15 protein-coding genes are annotated in these 16,729 nt (G+C 72.8%); all 15 read left to right on the top strand.

Going from position 1 to position 16,729, the window contains the following annotated elements; genetic code table 11:
* Window positions 1-694 precede the first annotated feature (694 nt).
* Window positions 695-1,219 carry a DUF2617 family protein gene (locus ACZ418_RS17165; RefSeq protein WP_468363066.1) on the top strand — a complete coding sequence of 175 codons (525 nt, stop codon included), beginning with the start codon at window positions 695-697 and terminating at the stop codon, window positions 1,217-1,219.
* A 99-nt stretch (window positions 1,220-1,318) separates the two neighbouring features.
* Window positions 1,319-2,956 carry a polyamine aminopropyltransferase gene (locus tag ACZ418_RS17170; RefSeq protein WP_468363068.1) on the top strand — a complete coding sequence of 546 codons (1,638 nt, stop codon included), beginning with the start codon at window positions 1,319-1,321 and terminating at the stop codon, window positions 2,954-2,956.
* Between the two features lie 54 nt (window positions 2,957-3,010).
* Complete coding sequence (locus tag ACZ418_RS17175; RefSeq protein ID WP_468363070.1) at window positions 3,011-3,784, top strand: SRPBCC family protein; 774 nt, start codon at window positions 3,011-3,013, stop codon at window positions 3,782-3,784.
* Between the two features lie 39 nt (window positions 3,785-3,823).
* Window positions 3,824-4,612 carry an aldose epimerase family protein gene (locus ACZ418_RS17180; protein WP_468363072.1) on the top strand — a complete coding sequence of 263 codons (789 nt, stop codon included), beginning with the start codon at window positions 3,824-3,826 and terminating at the stop codon, window positions 4,610-4,612.
* 10 nt (window positions 4,613-4,622) lie between these two features.
* Complete coding sequence (pyrE, locus tag ACZ418_RS17185; RefSeq protein ID WP_069779633.1) at window positions 4,623-5,171, top strand: orotate phosphoribosyltransferase; 549 nt, start codon at window positions 4,623-4,625, stop codon at window positions 5,169-5,171.
* A gap of 144 nt (window positions 5,172-5,315) precedes the next feature.
* Window positions 5,316-6,338, top strand: a complete 1,023-nt coding sequence (gene fbaA, locus ACZ418_RS17190) for a class II fructose-bisphosphate aldolase (RefSeq protein WP_468363074.1) — start codon at window positions 5,316-5,318, stop codon at window positions 6,336-6,338.
* A gap of 73 nt (window positions 6,339-6,411) precedes the next feature.
* Complete coding sequence (locus ACZ418_RS17195) at window positions 6,412-7,866, top strand: MFS transporter (protein ID WP_468363076.1); 1,455 nt, start codon at window positions 6,412-6,414, stop codon at window positions 7,864-7,866.
* Between the two features lie 70 nt (window positions 7,867-7,936).
* Window positions 7,937-8,350, top strand: coding sequence for a DUF3151 domain-containing protein (locus ACZ418_RS17200; RefSeq protein WP_468363078.1), 414 nt, complete (start codon window positions 7,937-7,939; stop codon window positions 8,348-8,350).
* A 151-nt stretch (window positions 8,351-8,501) separates the two neighbouring features.
* Window positions 8,502-9,350 carry a tryptophan 2,3-dioxygenase family protein gene (locus ACZ418_RS17205; protein ID WP_468363080.1) on the top strand — a complete coding sequence of 283 codons (849 nt, stop codon included), beginning with the start codon at window positions 8,502-8,504 and terminating at the stop codon, window positions 9,348-9,350.
* Complete coding sequence (kynU, locus tag ACZ418_RS17210; RefSeq protein WP_468363082.1) at window positions 9,343-10,527, top strand: kynureninase; 1,185 nt, start codon at window positions 9,343-9,345, stop codon at window positions 10,525-10,527. Before ACZ418_RS17205 ends, kynU begins: the two co-directional genes overlap by 8 nt.
* Window positions 10,528-10,743: 216 nt before the next feature.
* A complete protein-coding gene (locus ACZ418_RS17215; protein ID WP_468363084.1) occupies window positions 10,744-11,643 on the top strand; it encodes an alpha/beta hydrolase in 900 nt (299 codons plus the stop codon).
* Between the two features lie 191 nt (window positions 11,644-11,834).
* A complete protein-coding gene (locus ACZ418_RS17220) occupies window positions 11,835-12,929 on the top strand; it encodes an alpha/beta hydrolase (protein WP_468363086.1) in 1,095 nt (364 codons plus the stop codon).
* Window positions 12,930-13,218: 289 nt separating this feature from the next.
* Window positions 13,219-14,457 carry an acyltransferase family protein gene (locus tag ACZ418_RS17225; RefSeq protein WP_468363222.1) on the top strand — a complete coding sequence of 413 codons (1,239 nt, stop codon included), beginning with the start codon at window positions 13,219-13,221 and terminating at the stop codon, window positions 14,455-14,457.
* Between the two features lie 10 nt (window positions 14,458-14,467).
* Window positions 14,468-15,967: a sensor histidine kinase gene (locus tag ACZ418_RS17230; RefSeq protein ID WP_468363088.1), complete on the top strand. Its 1,500-nt coding sequence runs from the start codon at window positions 14,468-14,470 to the stop codon at window positions 15,965-15,967.
* On the top strand, window positions 15,964-16,644 hold the full coding sequence (locus ACZ418_RS17235) for a response regulator (protein ID WP_468363090.1): 681 nt from the start codon (window positions 15,964-15,966) through the stop codon (window positions 16,642-16,644). The genes ACZ418_RS17230 and ACZ418_RS17235 overlap by 4 nt, the downstream gene beginning before the upstream one ends.
* Window positions 16,645-16,729: the final 85 nt, after the last annotated feature.

Raw genomic sequence — 16,729 nt, forward strand, 5'->3', positions numbered from 1 at the left:
CGCCGTTTACGTCTCCGCGCTCGGCGCTCGGCAATCGGCGCCCGCTGTTCACGTCCCTGCGCCCCGCGCTCGGCGTCCGCCGTGCCCGCGTCCGCGCCAGCCGTCACCGGCTCGGCGCCTGCCGTGCCCGCATCCCGCGCCCGTCGTCCCCGCGCTCGGCGCCCGGCGCCCGCCGTCCCTGCGCCCCGGGCGTGTCCGCCGTGCCCGCGTCCCGCGCTCGTCGTCCCCGAGCCCGGCGCCCGGCGCCCGCCGTCCCTGCGCCCCCGGCGTGTCCGCCGTGCCCGCGTCCCGCGCTCGTCGTCCCTGCGTCCCGCGCTCGGCGCGCGTCGTCCCCGCGCTCGGCGCCCGGCGCCCCCGGCGTGTCCGCCGTGCCCGCGCCCCGCGCTCGTCGTCCCCGCGCCCCGTTCCCGCCGTCCCCGCGCCCGCGTTCGTCGTGCACGGCTTCCTGGCCGGCGCTCGCCGTTCGTTTTCTGCGCCAGGCGCACGCCATGGTTGAACAGTTGAGCAAAGGAGCCCTCTGAGGGATGGAAACCTGACGAAGTTGGGTAAAAACGCTGTGGGGGCGCCTCTTTTCATGATTCCCTCTAAATCGCCAACGCAGCCCCTCGGACGTCCCTGAGACTCCCGCCCCGGCCGAGCCGGCTGGGCTGAAATGGCCGATCTCCCCCTCATCGCGTGTTAGCGGAGCCGATCCATGCTCACGACCCTGAACACCTCCTACACCGATACGCGCGCTGCCGACCTGGCCTGGGCTCTGGGACGCGAGCCGCTGCCTGCCCTGGCCACCCTCGACCTCGAACTCGCCGGAGCAAAACTCCAGTTGAGACTGCTCGGCGCGTCCCACCAGGTGCTGCTGGACGAGGAGCGCGGCCGCTGTTCGGAGACTGTCGCCTGCATCCCGGGCTCCAGCACCCCGCTGCCGCTCGGCGTCGCCAAGCGCGTCGGCGACTGGGAGTACGAGTTCGCCGCGCGCGTAGAGGTGCTCACCCCCGGCACATTCGCGGGCCGCGCCCAGGAGTTGCTGGCCCTCGTCTCCGACCATCCGCACGGCCTCGCCGGCGTCTTCCCGGGCAGCCCGCACGCCTTCACCGCGATGCTGGCCCAGCGCCACGAGGGCCAGGTGCACTGGCGCACCTGGCACGCCTACCCGCAGGACGGGCAGTTGGTGGCCACCCGGACCCGGGTCGGGGTGCGGGTGCCGACCGCACAACTGAGCTGAACACGCCCGCACGGAGATAAACCCGCCAGACGTCAACTGCCCCCAGATCCACACGTGTGGGTGACGAAGCGTACCGCGCGTGTGACGTAACGTCGCAGAGTGATCGAACCGCACGCCCCCGCACCCCCGGGCTGCCCGCCGCCCTGGACAGCCCCCGCCCGGCTGCCCGTCCGGCCCGGCACCGGGCGGTTCCTGGTCCTCGTGTGCGTATTCGTCTGCGCGGCCTGCGGACTCGTGTACGAGCTAGAACTCGTTGCTTTCGCCTCGTACTTGATGGGCGACTCGGTCACCCAGGCCTCCGTCGTGTTGTCCGTGATGGTGTTCGCGATGGGCATCGGCTCCCTCGGCGCCAAGCGGCTGCGCTGGCACGCGGCAGCCGGGTTCGGCGCGATCGAGACCGTCCTCGCGCTGGTCGGCGGGTGCAGCGCGATGACGCTGTACGCCGTCTTCGCCTGGACCGGCGGCTGGGGCGGGATGTGGGCCGAGGGCCCGCGCTGCCTGCTGGTCGCCTTCTCCCTCGCCATCGGCCTCCTCATCGGCGCCGAGGTCCCGCTGCTGATGGAGCTGATCCAGCGCATCCGCCACCAGGACGCGGGCGGCGCGGTGGCCGACCTGTTCGCGGCGGACTACGTCGGTGCGCTGGTCGGCGGCCTCGCCTTCCCCTTCCTTCTCCTGCCCCTCCTGGGTCAGTTGACGGGTGCGCTGCTCACCGGCACGGTCAACGTCGTGGCCGGCGGCGCCCTGGTCCTCGGCCTCTTCCGCCGCGACCTCACCCGCCGGGCCCGCTGGACCCTGCTCCTCGTCGGCCTCATCGTCCTCGGTGTCCTCGCCTCCGCCGCGGCCCTCGCCGACGAGTTCGAACGCGCCGCCCGGCACGCCGTCTACGGCACGGATGTCCGGGTCGCCGAACAGACCGACGTCCAGGAGGTCGTCCTCGCCGGCGGCACCGACGGCAAGCCCCTCGACCTCTTCCTGGACGGCCGGCTCCGCGTCGGCGGCCGCGACGAACGCCGCTACCACGAGGCCCTTGTCCAGCCGGCCCTGTCCGGCGGCCCGCACGCGCGCGTGCTGATCCTCGGCGGCGGCGACGGCCTGGCCGCCCGCGAGGTGCTGCGCCACGGCGGAGTGCGCCGCGTCGATGTCGTCGAACTCGACGCAGGCCTGCTCCGCCTGGCCCGCCACGACCCCGGCCTCGCCGCCGTCAACCACCACGCCTACGCCGATCCACGCGTCCACACCGCCACCGCCGACGCCCTCGGCTGGCTGCGCGGCGCGCCCCCCGCCCGGTACGACGTGGTGATCGCCGACCTCCCCGACCCCTGCATCACCGCCAGCACCAAGCTGTACTCCCAGGAGTTCTACGGTCTGGCCCGCCGCGTCCTCGCCCCGCGCGGCCGGCTCGTCGTCCACGCCGGGTCCGTCACCACCCGTCCCCGCGTCTTCTGGACGGTCGCCGCGACCCTGCGCGCCGCCGGCTTCGCCGTCACCTCATACCGCGTCCTCGGCCACGACTCCGGCTTCCCGGCCGGCCCCGACCGCTCGGCAGGCGCGTCCCCGGCCCCGCACGACTGGGCGTTCCTGCTCGCGAGTCCGGCGGCCACTCCACCACCGCTGCGACTGACCACCGAGCCGCCGCGCACCCTGACGCAGGCGGACCTGACGGCGGACGCGCGGGCGGCGGAACGGACCCGGATCGGGGGACTGCCCGCGTCGACGCTGGTGCATCCGCGGTACTGACGAGCCGGTCAGGTGAGGGTGAATTCCGGTCACAGCTGGGTAGGCTCACCGGACATGGAGCACCAGGTCTTCGTCCCGGTCGCGCTCGAACCCCTCAGAGCCGCCCTCGCCGACCCCGCGCGCATCGCCCGCGCGGTCCCCGGCCTGCAACAGGACGCCGGTGCCGAACCCGTCACCGGACGCCTGAAGCTCCGCGTCCAGGGACACTCCGTCACCTACCGGGGTACGGCACGGGTGGTCGCCCACGACGACGGCACGTACGCCGTCGAGGCCGACGCCGTCGAGGCCCGCGGCACCGGCGCCGTGAAACTCGCCCTCACCCTGCGCCTCGCGGAGGCCGAGGGCGGTACGACGGTCATGGTCGAGGGCACGGCGGACGCGGACGGCCGTATCGCGGAGCTGCCACCGGACGCGGTGCACGCGGCGGCGACCCGCCTGCTGAGCCGTTTCGTGGAGAACCTGGCGACGGTGGAGCCCGCGGCGGCTTCGGAGGAGGGGGAAGAGCAGGCGCCGGAACCCGAGGCCGAACACACCTCGGTCTTCGACACCGAGGTCCCGCCACCGTCCCTGGACCCGGCGGCCGACCGCCTCGCCGACGACTTCGCCGACACCGGCGAGCCCCCCGCGGAGGCCGCCCACGCCCGCCGCACGATGATCGGCCGCAGCGCGGAGGAGGTCGACCACGCGCCACCCCGGGGCCGTTATGCACCCGTACCGGCACCCCAGACGGTCACAGCGACATCGGCACTGCGCTGGGCGGCCCCGGCGGCGGCACTGGTGGTGGCGTCGGCGATCGTCGTGAGCAGGGCACTGCGCAAACGCCGCTGAGCGCAATGACCCCCGATCTTCGCCAAGTACTGTCGTCCCGTGAGTAACGAAGACATCACGCTGACCGCAGGCAACGCGGAAGTACGCCTCAGCCCCACCGACGGCGGCCGTATCAGCAGCCTCAAGGTCAACGCCCTGGAACTGCTGAGGCAGGGGCCCCGCTACGGCTGCTTCCCCATGGTGCCCTGGTGCGGCCGTATCCGCGACGGCCGCTTCCTGGACGGCGGCACCGTCCGCCAGATGCCGCTCAACTCCCCGCCCCACGCCATCCACGGCACCACCCGCGACGGCGCCTGGCGCACCGCGCGCGTCGCGGAGAACGAGGCGGTGATCACGTACGACCTGGTCGATCCCTGGCCGCACCCCGGCCGCGTCACCCACGTCGTCGCGCTCGCCGAGGACGGCCTGACGCTGACGATGTCGGTGGAGGCGCGGGACGACTCCTTCCCGGCGCAGATCGGCTGGCACCCCTGGTTCAACCGCAACCTGGGCGGCGAGGACGTCACGGTCGACTTCAAGCCCGCCTGGCAGGAGGAGCGCGGGGACGACCATCTGCCCACCGGCGACCGGATCGACCCCAGGCCCGGCCCCTGGGACGACTGCTTCGGCATGCCCGGCGGCGTCGACGTCACCCTCACCTGGCCGGGGCAGCTGGAGCTGAAGGTGACCAGCCGTGAGGAGTGGGTGGTCGTCTACGACGAGCAGGCCGAGGCCGTGTGCGTGGAGCCGCAGACCGGCCCGCCCAACGGCCTGAACGCCCTCCCGCGCCTGGTCACCCCGCTGGAGCCGCTGGAGGCGACGACGACCTGGACCTGGCGGCGCCTTTAAGCTGGTCGGCATGACGGACGTACGTGGCGCGCTGCTGCAGCAGATCAAGGACAAGGCCGTGGTGCACGGCAAGGTGACCCTCTCCTCGGGTCTGGAGGCCGACTACTACGTCGACCTGCGCCGCATCACCCTCGACGGCGAGGCCGCCCCGCTGGTCGGCCAGGTACTCCTGGACCTGACGGCCGACCTGGAGTTCGACGCGGTCGGCGGCCTGACCATGGGCGCCGACCCGGTCGCGGCCGCCATGCTGCACGCCGCCGCCGCGCGCGGCAAGAAGCTGGACGCGTTCGTCGTACGGAAGGCGGCGAAGGCGCACGGGCTGCAGCGGCGGGTCGAGGGCCCGGAGATCAAGGGCCGCCGGGTGCTGGTCGTCGAGGACACCTCCACCACCGGCGGCTCGCCGCTCACCGCCGTCGAGGCCGTGCGCGAGGCCGGTGCCGAGGTCGTCGCCGTCGCGACCATCGTGGACCGCGCGACCGGTGCCGCCGAGAAGATCGAGGCCGGCGCGGGCGTTCCGTACCGGTTCGCCTTCTCGAAGGATGAACTGGGTCTGGACTGACGACGCGGATTGACCTGGACTTGAGCGGCGCATGGACCATCGGTCCATGTCTGGAAAGATGGGGACGACGACGGCGTCGAAACCCTCAGGTCTAGGTCAGGGCCGTAACGCACAACCCCAACCCGCAACACAAGGAGCGGACAGATGCCCATCGCAACCCCCGAGGTCTACAACGAGATGCTCGACCGGGCGAAGGCAGGCAAGTTCGCCTACCCGGCCATCAACGTCACCTCGAGCCAGACCCTGAACGCGGCGCTGCGCGGCTTCGCGGAGGCGGAGAGCGACGGCATCGTCCAGATCTCGACCGGTGGTGCCGAGTTCCTCGGCGGCCAGTACAGCAAGGACATGGTCACCGGCGCGGTCGCCCTCGCCGAGTACGCGCACATCCTCGCCGAGAAGTACCCGGTCAACATCGCGCTGCACACCGACCACTGCCCGAAGGACAAGCTCGACGGGTACGTACGTCCGCTGATCGCGATCTCCGAGGAGCGCGTGAAGGCCGGCCGGAACCCGCTGTTCCAGTCCCACATGTGGGACGGCTCCGCCGAGACCCTCGCCGACAACCTGGAGATCGCCCAGGAGCTGCTGGAGCGCACCCGCGCCGCCAACATCATCCTGGAGGTCGAGATCACCCCGACCGGCGGCGAGGAGGACGGCGTCTCCCACGAGATCAACGACTCCCTGTACACCACGGTCGAGGACGCGATCCGCACCGCCGAGGCCCTCGGCCTGGGCGAGAAGGGCCGCTACCTGCTGGCCGCCTCCTTCGGCAACGTCCACGGCGTGTACAAGCCGGGCAACGTCGTGCTCCGCCCCGAGCTGCTGAAGGAGCTGAACGAGGGCGTGGCGGCAAGGTTCGGCAAGGCCTCCCCCTTCGACTTCGTCTTCCACGGCGGCTCCGGCTCCTCCGAGCAGGAGATCCTGACCGCGCTGGAGAACGGCGTCGTGAAGATGAACATCGACACGGACACCCAGTACGCCTTCACCCGGCCGGTCGCCGCCCACATGTTCCAGAACTACGACGGCGTCCTGAAGGTCGACGGCGAGGTCGGCAACAAGAAGGCCTACGACCCGCGCACCTGGGGCAAGCTGGCCGAGGCGAGCATGGCCGCGCGTGTCGTCGAGGCCACGCAGAACCTGCGCTCGGCGGGCAACAAGATCAAGTAAGCGGTACGTCCGTTCTCTCGCGGCGCGCCCGGCGGCCTGTCTTCGGTCGCCGGGCCGCTGTATACCTGGGGGCATGCCCGACGTCCGGCTGGCCTCGCCCCGGGGCAAGTGGATCCTGCTCACCACGGTCCTCGGGTCCAGCATGGCGCTGCTGGACTCGACCGTCGTCAACGTGGCGCTCCCGCGCATCGGCGACGACCTGGGCGCCAGCCTGGCCGCCCTGCAATGGACGGTCAACGCGTACATGGTCACGCTGGCCGGGCTGATCCTGCTGGGCGGCTCGCTGGGCGACCACTACGGCCGGCGGAAGATCTTCGTGCTGGGCGTGGTGTGGTTCGCGGCGGCGTCGCTGCTGTGCGGCCTGGCGCCGAACCCGGTCATGCTGATCGCCGCGCGGGCCCTGCAGGGCATCGGCGGCGCGCTCCTGACCCCCGGCTCCCTGGCGATCATCCAGTCGTCCTTCCACCGCGACGACCGCAGCCGGGCCGTCGGCCTCTGGTCCGGCTTCGGCGGGATCGGGGCGGCGGTCGGCCCGTTCCTCGGCGGCTGGCTGGTGGCCGGCCCCGGCTGGCGCTGGGTGTTCCTGCTGAACGTCCCGCTGGCCCTGCTGTGCGTACCGGTGGCCCTGCGGCACGTCCCCGAGTCGAGGGACGGCGGGAAGCACGCCCGCTTCGACGTCCTCGGCGCGGCACTGGGCGCCCTGGCCCTGGCCCTGCTGACGTACGCGCTGATCGAGGCGAGGGCGGGCTCCCTGGTGGTGACGCTGACCGGGGTGGCCGGTGTGGTCGCGGCGGTTGCCTTCGTGCACGTGGAGCGGCACCGCCCGGACCCGATGCTCCCGCCGGACATCTTCTCCTCGCGCCAGTTCACGGCGGTCAATCTGGTCACCCTGTGCGTGTACGCGGCGTTCAGCGGCTTCTTCTTCCTCACCGCGCTCCAACTGCAGGTGGTCGCGGGCTACTCACCCCTGCAAGCCGGTACCGCCCTCCTGCCGACCACGGCCCTGATGCTCCTCTTCTCCGCCCACTCGGGCGCCCTGGCGGACCGCACGGGCCCGCGCCTGCCGCTGACGGTCGGCCCGCTGCTGTGCGCGGCGGCGATGCTGCTGATGCTGCGGGTGGGGAGAGGCGCCGACTATCTGACGGACGTGCTGCCCGCGTTGCTGGTGATGGGGGCGGGGATGGTCACCCTGGTGGCCCCGCTGACGGCCACGGTCCTCGCCTCTGTCGACGCCACCCGGGCCGGCCTGGCCAGCGGCATCAACAACGCGGCGGCCCGGGCGGCGGGCCTGATCGCGGTCGCGGCGCTGCCGCTGCTCGCCGGGATGGGCCCGGACGCGTACCGGTCGCCCACGGCGTTCGACGCGGCGTTCGATCGCGCGATGCCGATCTGCGCGGGGGTGCTGGTGGCCGGCTCGCTGCTGGCCTTCGCCCTGGTCCGCCGCCCGCCTCCGGAGTGCCGACACCCCGAGTGCCACGTACACGGCTGCGTGACGGCTCCGCCGTTGGAGGGGGAGCGGCGTACCTAGACAGTGGGCCGGCAGCGCGGGGCACATGCCATCAGCACAGGAATCCGTGAGGTGAGCCAGACTGGACCCCATGACGATTCACGAAAACCTTCTCGGCGGTCCGCCCCCCACCCACCTCCCCGACGACCCCGAGCCCCGCGAACAGCTCGCGGCCGGCACCGCCCCCGCGGACGTCGCCGCCAAGTACCCCACCTCCTCCCTCGCCTGGGCCCAGCTGGCCGACGAGGCGTTCGAGCGCGGCGCGGTCGTGGAGTCGTACGCCTATGCCCGTACCGGCTACCACCGCGGCCTGGACGCCCTGCGCCGCAACGGCTGGAAGGGCCACGGCCCGGTGCCTTGGGAGCACGAGCCGAACCGCGGCTTCCTGCGCGCCCTGCACGCCCTCTCCCGCGCCGCCCAGGCGATCGGCGAGCAGGAGGAGTACGAGCGCTGCTCGCAGTTCCTGAAGGACTCCTCCCCGACGGCGGCCCAGACCCTCGGCTAGCCGACGTACGTCACCGGTGTGGCCCGTCTGGCAACGGACGGGCCTTGCCGTATCGGGGCCCCATTGCGGAGGATGCCGGGTGGGGACCGGGGCCCCCGTGCCGGCATCGGCAGGGGCGGACCGCTACCCGGAGCTATAACAGGAGACAGCGATGTCCCAACCGGCTCAGCAGTCCTTGGAGACTCAGGAGCCCGAGACTCCGCATCTCGATTTCGCGGGCACGACGCCGTACGAGGACTACGTCAGGGCGGACGTGCTCACCCACCTCCAGCACACCCTCTCCGACGATCCCGGAGAGATGGTCTTCCTGGTCACGACCCAGGTCATGGAGCTGTGGTTCACCGTCATCGTCCATGAGTGGGAGACCGCGGCGGCCGCCCTGCGCGGCGACGACATACCGACCGCGATCGCCGCGCTGAAGCGTTCCGTACGGGAACTGGAGGCCCTCAACGCCTCCTGGAAGCCCCTCGGCCAGCTCACCCCGGCGCAGTTCAACTCGTACCGCTCCGCCCTCGGCGAGGGCTCCGGCTTCCAGTCGGCGATGTACCGACGCCTGGAGTTCCTGCTCGGCGAGAAGTCCGCGTCCATGCTCGTACCGCACCGCGGCGCCCCGCGCGCGCACGCGGAGCTGGAGAAGGCGCTGCACGAGCCCAGCCTGTACGACGAGGTGCTGCGGCTGCTGGCGCGGCGCGGGTATCCGATCCCCGGGTCCGTCCTGCACCGGGACGTCTCGCAGCGCTACGAGCCCTCGGACGCGGTCGAGCGGGCCTGGACGGCGATCTACTCCGGCGAGCAGGACGCCGAACTCGCCCGGCTGGGCGAGGCGTTGACCGACGTGGCCGAACTGGTCTGGCGCTGGCGCAACGACCACCTGGTGGCGACCCGTCGTGCGATGGGCGCCAAGCCCGGCACGGGCGGCTCGGCCGGCGTGGCCTGGCTGGAGAAGCGCGCCCGCAAGAACGTGTTCCCGGAGCTGTGGACGGCGAGGTCCCATGTCTGAGTTGGCCCGGGAAGCAGAGAAGCTGGACGCGGCCGACGAGCTCGCCCCGCTGCGTTCCCGTTTCGTCCTCGACGATGTGGTGTACCTGGACGGCAACTCGCTCGGCGCGCTCCCCGCGAACGTCCCGGACCGGGTGGCCGACGTGGTCCGCCGCCAGTGGGGCGAACTGCGCATCCGCTCCTGGGAGGAGAGCGGCTGGTGGACCGCGCCGGAGCGGATCGGTGACCGGATCGCCCCGCTGGTCGGCGCGGCGGCCGGGCAGATCGTCGTGGGCGACTCCACAAGCGTCAACGTGTTCAAGGCACTTGTGGCCGCGGTACGGATGGCGGGCGAGGACCGCACCGAGATCCTGGTCGACGCCACCACCTTCCCCACGGACGGCTACATCGCCGAGTCGGCGGCCCGTCTGACCGGCCGCACCCTGCGCGCGGTGACGCCGGCCGAGGTGCCGGCGGAGCTGGGCGACCGTACGGCGGCGGTGCTGCTGAACCACGTCGACTACCGCACGGGCCGCCTGCACGACCTGCCGTCCCTGACGTCGGCGATCCACGCCGCCGGCGCCCTCGCGGTGTGGGACCTGTGCCACAGCGCGGGTGCGCTGGAGGTGGGCCTGGACGAGCACGGGGTCGACCTGGCGGTCGGCTGCACCTACAAGTACCTGAACGGCGGTCCGGGTTCCCCGGCGTACCTGTACGTCCGTCGCGATCTCCAGCCCCGCTTCGACTCCCCGCTGCCCGGCTGGAACTCGCACACCGACCCGTTCGGCATGAGCCCGTCGTACACCCCGGCACCGGGCGCCCTGCGCGGCCGCGTGGGCACCCCGGACATCCTGTCCATGCTGGCCCTGGAGGCGGCCCTGGACGTCTGGGACGACGTGTCCGTCTCCGCCGTCCGCGCCAAGTCCCTCGCGCTGACGGACTTCTTCCTGCGGTGCGTGCGGGCGTACACCGAGCCGGGGCGCGTGGAGTCCGTGACTCCGGAGCGGCACGAGGAACGCGGCAGCCAGGTCGCCCTGCGCTGTGACGACGCCGGCGAGGTGATGAAACGCCTGATCGCCCGGGGTGTCGTGGGCGACTTCCGCCACCCCGACGTCCTCCGCTTCGGCTTCACCCCGCTGTACGTCAGCTTCGGCGAGACGGAGCGGGCGGCCCGGATCCTGGCCGAGGAACTGGCGTAGGGGGAGGGGCAAGGGCCTGAGGCCGGGCCTGGGAGACGGGTCCCCCTGTCTCCCAGGCCCAGGCCTTTCCCTACAGAACCGTTTATTCCTCACCCTGCGTGACATCCCCATGTCCCCGCATGTCACCGGCCTGATACGGTCCCGCCAACGGCGAACGAAAATTCCCCACCTGGTCCACCAGGCGCCAAACAGGTTCCATCGCTGAGAGGTTGGAGCATGCCGGACGACGCCGCAGCAGCCCGCGCCGCCGCCGAAGAGGAGTCGGCCTTCTCGCACCCGCCGGTCGACCCCGACGTCACCTCCGCGTACGGCAGCCACCCCGACCAGCTGATCGACTTCTACGCCCCCCGGACCGCCCCGGACTCCCCGGCTCCGCTGGTCGTGGTCCTGCACGGTGGCGCCTGGCGCGCCCGCTACGACCGCCGCCACATCACTCCCTTCGCGGACTATCTGGCCCGCCGGGGTTTCGCCGTGGCCAACGTCGAGTACCGGCGCGGCGGTGACCCCCTGATCCCCGGGCAGAACAAGGGTGACGGCGGCGACGCCACTCCTTCGGCCGGCCGCTGGCCCGACACCTTCGACGACATCGCGGCCGCCCTGGACGCGCTGCCCGCCCTGGTCCGGGAGGCGCTCCCGCAGGCCGACCTCGGCCGCACGGTGGTGACGGGCCACTCCGCCGGCGGCCACCTCGCCCTGTGGGCGGCGGCCCGCCACGTCCTGCCCCCGGACAGCGGTTGGCGCACCGACAGTCCGGCCCCCCTGCGGGGTGTCGTGGCTCTCGCCCCGATCGCGGACTTCGAGATGGCGGAGAAGCTGGACGTGTGCGGCAACGCGAGCCTGCAACTCCTCGGCGGCCACGACACCTTCGCCGAGCGCCGCCCCTACGCCGACCCCGCCCTGCTCCTGCCGACGGGCATCGCGACGACGCTCGTCCAGGGCCGTACGGACCTGGTGGTGCCGCAGGCCGTGGCCGAGTCGTACGCGGACGCGGCGGCGAAGGCCGGCGAGGTGGTGGGCCTGACCCTGCTGGAGGACGTCGGCCACTTCCCCCTCATCGACCCGGCGGCGGACGCGTGCGCGGTGGTGGCGGAGGAGATCGCGCAACTGGCCTGGTAGCAGGGGCAGTACGCCGCCTGCGAACGGCTGGGGCGGGGCCAACCCCTGCGGGTCGGCCCCGGTCATACCCGTAGTACCTGAGAGCTACCCCGCAGAACAGCTCCCTGGCGGGACGCCGACGACTCCCCCCGATCCATAACTTCCTTGTCAGACAAGCCCGATGGCCGGGCAATCTGAAGGGAAGCCCGCCCATGGGGTACACCCACGAGACCGCACACCCGCAGCCGCCGACGGCGCTTCCGCCCCGCGAGAGCCGCCCGCACCTGGCGACGAAACCGTCACGGGTGGTGCAGGTGGGAACCCGAATCCCGCCGAAGGCGCCCCGCACCCGCACCCGAAAATGGCGCCGTACCCTCCTCGCCACCCTCCTCACCGCAGCCGTAGCCGCCCCCCTCGCCGGCGCCGCCCGCCCACAGATCCCCGCCCCGGCCCCCGCCACCCTCCCCCCGCTCACGGCGACGACCCTCCAGACGACCTACGCCGCCAACCGAGCCGATGCCACCCGTGCCGCCGACATGGCCGCCGCGCACGGCGACCCCCACCGCGCCGCTGCCGACCGCACCCTGGCGGCCCCGTCCCGCCACCTCCTCACCTTCGACGGCCGAGGCGCCGGCCAAGCCACGGAGGTGCTCGGCGACCTGGCCCACGCCGACGACATCGCCGTTCTGGTGCCCGGCTCGGACACCTCCCTGGACACCTACGCCCGCTTCCACAAGGCGGCCGCGGCCCTCTACACGGACCTCACCCACCGCGCGCCCCGAGGCACCCGCACCGCGGTCGTCGCCTGGCTCGGCTACGAGACACCGGCCACCGTCAGCACCACGGTGACCACGACGACCCGCGCCAAGGAAGCCGCCCCCCGCCTGCGTGCCTTCGTACGCCACCTGCGCGCCGCGATGAACCCGCAGGCGCACCTGTCCCTGCTCTGCCACTCCTACGGCACGGTCGTCTGCGGCCGTGCCGCCCGAGGCCTGGACGCCGACGACATCGCTCTGGTCGGCAGCCCCGGCACCGGTGCGGACTCCGTCACGGCCCTGCACACCCACGCAAGGGTCTGGGCGGCCCGCGGCAGCGAGGACTGGATCGCGCTTGTGCCGCATGGCAGCGCCACCCTCTTCGGCACCACGGTCGGCCTCGGCGCCGACCCGGTCTCCCACGCCTTCGGCGCCCGGGTCTTCGATGCGGGCGACGCCGGCCACAGCGGCTACTTCACCCCGGGCTCGGCCTCCCTCGCCAACCTGGCCCGGATCACCCTCGGCGACCCCCCGGAGGCGCCCCATGCCTGACGCAAACACATCCCGCATCCCACACCCCACGACGGCCTCCGGCATGGTTTCCCCCACCTCGCCACCCACGACGGCCTCCGGCATGGTTTCCCCCACCTCGCCACCCACGGCGCCGCCCCGCACGTGTTCCCCCATCCCGCCACCCACCACGACTCCCCGCACGTCTTCACCCACCCCGCCACCCACCACGACTCCCCGCACCGCTTCCCACGAATCGCCCCTCACCACGGCCCCGCAGCCGCCGACGGCGCTTCCGCCCCACGAGGGCCACCCGCACCCGACGACGAAACTGTCATGGGTGGTGCGGGTGGGAATCCATATCCCGCCGAAGGCGACCCGCACCCTCCACCGATCCGCCCTCCACCGATCCGCCCACCACCTGGACACCGTCACCCCCGCCTCCCGCGACCGAGCCGTAGACGCCCTGCGAGCCATCGCGATCCTCGGCGTCGTCCTCGGCCACTGGCTGGTGACCGCACTCGTGGCCGGCGACGGCGGCCTGCACACCACGAGCCCGCTGCAGCACATGCCCTGGCTGGCCCCGATCTCCTGGCTGTTCCAGACCCTCGCCGTGTTCTTCCTGGTCGGCGGCCATGTGGCGACCCGAAGCCTCGCCACCGCCCGGGACCGAGGCGAGACCTACGGCTCCTGGCTGCGCGCCCGCCTGACCCGCCTCCTCCGCCCGGTGGCCGCACTCCTGTGCCTGTGGGCGGTGGCCGCCACGGCCCTCCTCCTCACCGGCACCCCTCTCGCCACGATCGAGGCCCTGCTCAAGCTCGCCCTGTCACCGCTGTGGTTCCTGCTGGTCTTCGCCGGTCTGACGGCCGCCACCCCGCTCCTCACCCGCCTCCACCCGCTCTGGCCCCTCGCCGTCGTCCTGCATGTGGACCTGCTCCGCTTCGGCCTGCACACCGGCCCGTCCTGGCTCGCCTGGCTGAACCTCCCGGCGGGCTGGCTGGTCCCCTACACCCTGGGCGCGGCCTGGACCCGGGGCGAGCTGGACAGCCGCCGCGCGGCCCGGATCCTGTTCCTCGGCGGTACGGCGGCCACCGCCGTCCTCGTCGGCTGCGCCGGCTACCCGGCGTCCATGGTCGGCGTCCCCGGCGCGAGGATCTCCAACCTCGACCCCCCGACCCTGGCGGCCGTCACCTTCGGTCTGGCCCAGTGCGGTCTCGCTCTCCTCCTCCGCGACCGGCTGCGCCGCGCGATGACCCGCCCACTGCTCTGGGCGGCGGTGGCTCTGGTCAACCTCTCCGCGATGACGATCTACCTGTGGCACCAGACGGCCATGATGGCCACGACGGCCACGGGCCTCCTGGCCGGCCGACTGCCCGGCCTGCACACCTCACCCGACTCCCTGGGCTGGGTGCCGTACCGCCTTGCCTGGCTTCCGGTCTTCGCCCTGACCCTCGCCGTGTGCTGGACGGCCTTCCGCCACCACGAACAGGGCCCCCGCCGCCCCCGAAACCGCAGGTCCCATGTGGTCCGCCGCCATCTGCCCCCAGCAAAGAACCCACGCAATGCCTAGTGTTGAGCTCGTGAAGTCCGCGGCCGCCGACGGTGAGAACCCCCAGGGGACACCCGCACCCGAGAACGCACCCGCCACCGACCGTCCATCGACACCCAGGACCACCACCCTGCGCCGCCTGCGGACCTGGCTCGGCGAGAACCCCTCGCCGAACTCACCCCCCTTCTCCCGGCACCGCTGGGTCCGCCACCTCACCTACCTGCTCGTCGGCTATCTCGCCCTGGGCATCGCCCTCGGCGGCGGCGAGGCGCTGGCCAACAGCTACGGCTTCACACCGGCCGTGGCGTTCTTCTGCACGTTCCTCCAGGCCGCCGCCGTCGTCCTGGCCCTCTGGCGCCCGGTACCCGCCTGGGCCCTGTCCCTTGCCGCCGCCCTCACCACCGCGCTGCTCGCCCGCCAGCAGCTGGCGACACCGGGGCTCCGGCTGCCCGGCCCCAACTGGCCCTGGACCACACCCGTCCTGCTGGCCCACATGGCCGTACTGCTGCTCCTGGCCCTGCGCGTCCGGTTCCGGGGGACGGTCGCCGCGCTCGTGACGACCGCCCTGGTGACCGCCGTCGTGGAGGGCGGCATGGGAGCCATGCGCTACTCCCCGACAGGCACCGTCGCCGTCGGCCTGTTCGCGATCGCCACCGCCATCGGCGGCGCCCTGCGCAGCCGCAGCGAGGCCCGCACCGAACTGGTCCAGCAGACGACGATCACCGCCGAGGAACGGGCCCGGCGCACGCTGCTGGAGGAGCGCAGCCGTATAGCCCGCGAGCTGCACGACGTGGTCGCGCACCACATGTCGGTGATCTCGATCCAGGCCCAGGTGGCCCCGCACCTGGTGGAGAACCCCTCCGAGGAGCTGAAGGAGAACCTCGCCGGCATCCGCAACAACGCCCTGGAGGCCCTGACCGAGCTGCGCCGGGTCCTCGGGGTGCTGCGGTCGGAGGGCCCGGACGACCCCGAGACCGTCGAGGAGACCCACCGGCTGTCCGCCCCCGGCACCGGCCCGGCCCCCGACGCCCCGCAGCCGAACCTCGCCCGCCTGGACGCCCTGATGGAGAACACCAGGGCGGCAGGCCTGGACGTGGTCAAGACGGTGGAGGGCGAGCCCCGCGGCTATCCGCCGGGTGTGGAGCTGTCGGCGTACCGGATCGTCCAGGAGGCCCTGAGCAACGTCCTGCGGCACGCCCCGGGCGCGAGCGTGAGCGTGGGGGTCCTCCACCACCCCCACGGGATCTGCCTGGACATCACCAACTCCCGGCCCAGCCGTCCGGCCCCGCCGTCCCCGGGCAGCGGGCACGGTCTGCTCGGCATGCGGGAGCGGGCGGCGATGCTGGGCGGGCACGTGGTCGCGGCGGGGGAGCAGGACGGCGGCTTCCGGGTGACCGCGTTCCTGCCGCGCGACGGCACCCCGGTGCCGGCCGGCCTCGGCCTGCCCGCCGTGTTCCGGCGGCAGCTGCCACCCGGCTCCAGCCCTGACCCGTATCCGCACGAGCCCCCGACAGGAGAACAGCACCCATGACGAGCGGCGCCGGTCCCATCCGCGTACTCATCGCCGACGACCAGGAGATGGTCCGGCAGGGTTTCAGCGTGCTGCTCAGCGCCCAGCCCGGCATCGAGGTGGTCGGGCAGGCGGTGGACGGTCTGGACGCGATCGTGCAGACCGCCGAACTGGCCCCGGACGTGGTGCTGATGGACATCCGGATGCCCGAACTCGGCGGCATCGAGGCGACCAGCCGGATCACCGCCCAGCATCCCGCCATCAAGGTGCTGGTGCTGACCACGTTCGACCTGGACGAGTACGTGTACGAGGCGCTGCGGGCCGGGGCCTCCGGCTTTCTGCTCAAGGACGCCTCCGCGGACAAGCTGGCCGAGGCGGTCCGGGTGGTGGCCGCGGGCGACGCCCTCCTCGCGCCCGGCATCACCCGCCGTCTCATCGCCGAGTTCTCCCGTCTGGACGGCAGCCCCCGGGCCCCGCTCAAGCAGCGCGTCGGCGATCTCACCGAGCGGGAGACGGAGGTGCTGGCGCTGATCGCGCAGGGCCTGTCGAACGCGGAGATCGCCGAGCGGCTGGTCGTGGCCGAGCAGACCGTGAAGACGCACGTGGGCCGGATCCTGGTGAAGCTGGGCCTGCGCGACCGCACCCAGGCGGCGGTCTTCGCCTACGAGTCCGGCGTGGTCCGCCCCGGCGGCCGGTGACACCCTCAAGGGGCGACCCGTAGTACCTGAGAGGGACACCCGAGAACCAGTCTCCAAGGTGACGACCGCGCCCCGCCGCCCGCCT

This window comes from Streptomyces sp. NPDC030820, assembly GCF_055572075.1.